This is a genomic window from Parafrankia sp. EUN1f (assembly GCF_000177675.1).
In the GTDB taxonomy this organism is placed as follows: domain Bacteria; phylum Actinomycetota; class Actinomycetes; order Frankiales; family Frankiaceae; genus Parafrankia.
Genome location: NZ_ADGX01000317.1, coordinates 1 through 3,163, shown reverse-complemented (window position 1 = coordinate 3,163; position 3,163 = coordinate 1). Strand labels below are relative to the sequence as shown.

At 66.8% G+C, this 3,163-nt stretch carries 4 protein-coding genes; all 4 read right to left on the bottom strand.

Features of this window, described 5'->3' with window-relative positions; translation table 11 throughout:
• The coding region (locus FREUN1FDRAFT_RS38555) for a MaoC family dehydratase (RefSeq protein WP_006545872.1) at nt 1-292 on the bottom strand (292 nt) is incomplete at its 3' end.
• A gap of 109 nt (nt 293-401) precedes the next feature.
• Nucleotides 402-1,601, bottom strand: coding sequence for an acyl-CoA dehydrogenase family protein (locus tag FREUN1FDRAFT_RS38550; RefSeq protein WP_006545871.1), 1,200 nt, complete (start codon nt 1,599-1,601; stop codon nt 402-404).
• Nucleotides 1,602-1,725: 124 nt separating this feature from the next.
• Nucleotides 1,726-2,676: a CoA ester lyase gene (locus FREUN1FDRAFT_RS38545; protein WP_035957551.1), complete on the bottom strand. Its 951-nt coding sequence runs from the start codon at nt 2,674-2,676 to the stop codon at nt 1,726-1,728.
• Nucleotides 2,677-2,871: 195 nt separating this feature from the next.
• Nucleotides 2,872-3,163: acyl-CoA dehydrogenase family protein (locus FREUN1FDRAFT_RS38540; RefSeq protein WP_035957549.1), on the bottom strand; the 292-nt coding region annotated here is incomplete at its 5' end.

Genomic DNA, 3,163 nt, shown 5'->3' with positions numbered 1-3,163 from the left:
GGAAGACCGGCGCGACGTGGCGCAGCGACTCGACCTCGAGGTTCGCGATCGCCTTGCCGGACACGTCGGCGACCGACATGCCGAGCAGCAGCGAGTACACGTAGTTGCCGACGACGACGTTCCGCTTGAACTGGGTGGTCTTCTCGGCGTAGTTCGCGTCGAGGTGCAGCGGATGGTGGTTCATCGTGAGCAGGCAGAACAGGTGGTCGTCGTACTCGGTGACGGTCTTGCCCGGCCAGTGCTTGTAGACCGCGCCGACCTCGAACTCCTCGTAGTACCGGCCGAACTGCATGCCCCACCCCTGTTCCCTTGTACCTGGCGGTCCTACGCGGGCGGGTGTCCGGCATCGTTCACCCGCCCGCGGTACCCGGACGACTCCCTTGCCGCGGCCGGCGGCCGGCTCAGCGGGGGAGCTTGTACTCCTTGAGCAGCGCGCGGCTGATGATGCGCTTCTGCACCTCGGAGGTGCCCTCACCGATGAGCATGAACGGCGCCTCCCGGTACAGGCGCTCGATCTCGTACTCCTTGGAGTAGCCGTACCCGCCATGAATCCGGAACGACTCCGTCGTCACCTCGTGGCAGTACTCACTGGCCAGGAACTTCGCCATGCCCGCCTCGACGTCGTTACGCTGCCCGCTGTCCTTCTTGCGGGCCGCGTTGACCATCATCAGGTGGCCGGCCTCGACCTTGGTCGCCATCTCCGCGAGCTTGAAGGCGATCGCCTGGTGGTCGGCGATCTGGTGACCGAACGTCCGGCGCTGCTGGGCGTAGGCGATCGCCAGCTCGAACGCCCGGATCATGATCCCGCAGGCCCGCGCCGCGACGTTGACCCGCCCGACCTCGACGCCGTCCATCATCTGGTAGAAGCCCTTGCCGGCCGCCTCGGGCCCGCCCAGGATCGAGCTCGCCGGAGTGCGATGCCCGTCGAGGATCATCTCCGTCGTCTCGACGCCCTTGTACCCGAGCTTGTCGAGCTTGCCGGGGATCGTGATCCCCCCGTGGGTCCCGAAACCGGGCTCCTTCTCCAACAGGAACGTCGTCATGTTCCGGTATACCGAGTCCGCGCCCTCGTCGGTCTTCACCAGCGTCGCGACCAGCCCGGCGCGGGCACCGTTCGTCAGCCACATCTTCTGACCGTTGACGACGTAGTCGTCGCCGTCGCGGTCCGCGCGGGTCGTGATGGCCGAGACGTCCGAACCACAGCCCGGCTCGCTCATCGAGAAGGCGCCGCGCACCTCACCGGTCGCCATCTTCGGCAGCAGCCGCGCCCGCTGCTCCTCGGTGCCGTGCTGCAGCACCAGGTACGCCACGATGAAGTGGGTGTTGATGACGCCGGAGACGCTCATCCAGCCGCGCGCGATCTCCTCGACCACCAGCGCGTAGGTCAGCAGCGACTCACCGAGGCCGCCGTACTGCTCGGGAATCGTGATCCCGAACAGCCCCATCTCCTTCATCGCCTCGACGATGGCGTCGGGGAACTCGTCCTTGCGCTCCAGCTCGTTCGCGTACGGGAGGATCTCCTTGTCCACGAACGACCTCACCGCGGCGAGGATGTCCGCCTGGACATCCGTCAGCCCGTCGGTCTGCGCAATCCTGCCCATCGCGGCTCCTGTGTCGTTGATCTCGGCGAAAACCAGCGAAATACCAGCCGAAGCCCGGCAGCCTACCAGCGAGTAACCAAGCTAGGCTACCCGCGAGTAACCAGCGCGGGCGGCCGGCCTCCGCTCAGGCCTCGGGCGGGGTGAAGGTCGCGGTGCGCGCCATCCCGGCGGCCCGGCCCTTGCCCGCGATGACCTCGGCCATCTTGCGGCTGGCCTCGTCGATCATCTCGTCGCCGAGCATCACCGCCCCGCGCAGACCACCGGCAGCCGACGTGTACCAGGCATACGCGTCGAGGATCAGCTCGGCGTGGTCGTAGTCCTCCTGCCGCGGGGCGTAGATCTCGTTCGCCGCCTCGATCTGCCCCGGATGCAGCACCCACTTGCCGTCATAACCCAACGCCGCCGACTTCTTCGCCACCCCGCGGAACGCGTCCACGTCCCGGATCTGCAGGAACGGCCCGTCGATCGCCTGCACCCCCCGCGCCCGCGCCGCCTCGAGAATCTTGAACAGCACATAGTGGAACGGGTCACCGGGATAGTCCGGGGTGAGGGCGCCCACGACGAGCGACGGCATGTTGATCGACGCCATGAAGTCCGCCGGACCGAAGATGATCGTCTCGATCCGCGGGCTCGCGAACGCGATCTCCTTCACGTTCGACAGGCCCAGCGCGTTCTCGATCTGGGCCTCGATGCCGATCCGCCCGACCTCGAAGCCCATCACCTCCTCGATCTGCGTGAGCAGCAGGTCGAGCCACTGCACCTGCGCCGCGGTCTGCACCTTCGGCAGCATCACGCAGTCCAGGTTCGCGCCGGCGCCCTCGACGACCGTGACCACGTCGCGGTAGGTCCATTTGGTGGTCAGGTCGTTGACCCGCACCACGCGGGTCTTGCCCGCCCAGTCGCCCTCGTTCAGAGCGGCGACGACGTTGCCGCGCGCCGACTCCTTCGCGTCCGGGGCGACGGAATCCTCAAGATCGCAGAAGATCTGGTCGGCGGGAAGGCCCTGCGCCTTGCCCAGCATCTTCGGGTTCGAGCCAGGAACAGCCAGACAAGACCGGCGAGCACGCAGAGGCATACTTCTCGCTTCTCTTTCATTGACCATGATGAACGATCGGATGGTCTTGTACGTCTTGGTGGATGCAGCACCAGGACTGGAGACGGTCGCCGCCTTTTGTCTGAACGCGCGGTGGTCCTTGGTTTGAAAATGTGCCCGGCGTTCGGCGCGGCCGGCCCTTCTCGTCTGCACATACGAGCGGGGGCGGCAGGAGAGCTAGCCTCTGAGCAGGGCCCGGGACATGACCATCCGCTGGATCTGGTTGGTGCCCTCGTAGATCTGCGTGATCTTCGCGTCGCGCATCATCCGCTCGACCGGGAAGTCACGGGTGTAGCCGGCGCCCCCGAAGAGCTGGACGGCGTCGGTGGTGACCTCCATGGCGACGTCCGAGGCGAAGCACTTGGCGGCGGCGGTGATGAACCCGAGGTTCGGCTCGCCGCGTTCGGCGCGGGCCGCCGCGACATACACCATGTGCCGAGCCGCCTCGATCTTCATCGCCATGTCCGCG